General features: G+C 61.3%; 2 protein-coding genes. Both read left to right on the top strand.

Translation table 11 applies throughout. From position 1 onward, the window contains the following. Nucleotides 1–295: hypothetical protein (locus AC1DYG_RS18765; protein WP_477641383.1), on the top strand; the 295-nt coding region annotated here is incomplete at its 5' end. Nucleotides 296–534: 239 nt separating this feature from the next. After that, nucleotides 535–651 (top strand): helix-turn-helix domain-containing protein (locus tag AC1DYG_RS18760; RefSeq protein WP_477641384.1); only part of this gene is annotated, 117 nt, incomplete at its 3' end.

Below are 651 nucleotides of genomic sequence, written 5' to 3'. Positions count from 1 at the left end.
CTTGAAAGACGGCCGATCGGAACGCAAGACGGACAGCCGATCGGAACGCAAGGAGGTGAGATCAGTGACCACCAGCTTCAAGGCGGCTCTCGAGCCAGGTCTGATTGACCGACTGAAGGAAGCACATCGCTTTCCGTCGGACGAAGCACTCGGGGCCGCGATCCGATGCACCGCCAAGGAGGTTGAAAGTCTCCGCCACGGCGCCGCGCCGTCATACGTGACGGCTCTCGCCATTGCGGCCATCACCGGCCGCGATCGACTCGACTTCGTCTGCCGAGTCACTCAGGCCGCATAGGCCATTCTCTCAACGCTTTTCGCCAGGCATCCACCTGGCGCGCCCTTTCATACCTTCACAGCGGAGACATTCGACCTGGCGAGCGCGCCGCTCATACACCTGCCATTGGTTCAAAGGTGCAGACCCGCAGCAACATTCGACACTGCGGAGGAAACGCGACGACCGATGCCGCCAGGTCAAACACACCCAACGCATGGGTGTGGTGACACATCAAGCAACTACCGAGGCAAGGAGCTGAGGTGAAACCAACACAACTACTCACAGTCGAGCAGACGGCCGAGCGGCTCTCCATCTCCTCACGGACGGTCGGGCGCATGTACCGGTCTGGCCAAATCCCCCACGTGAGAGTGCGAGGG

It is taken from the genome of Pedococcus sp. P1_H8 (assembly GCF_056405175.1).
The sequence above is the reverse complement of the archived record's forward strand: the minus strand, read 5'-3'. Positions and strand labels throughout refer to the sequence as shown.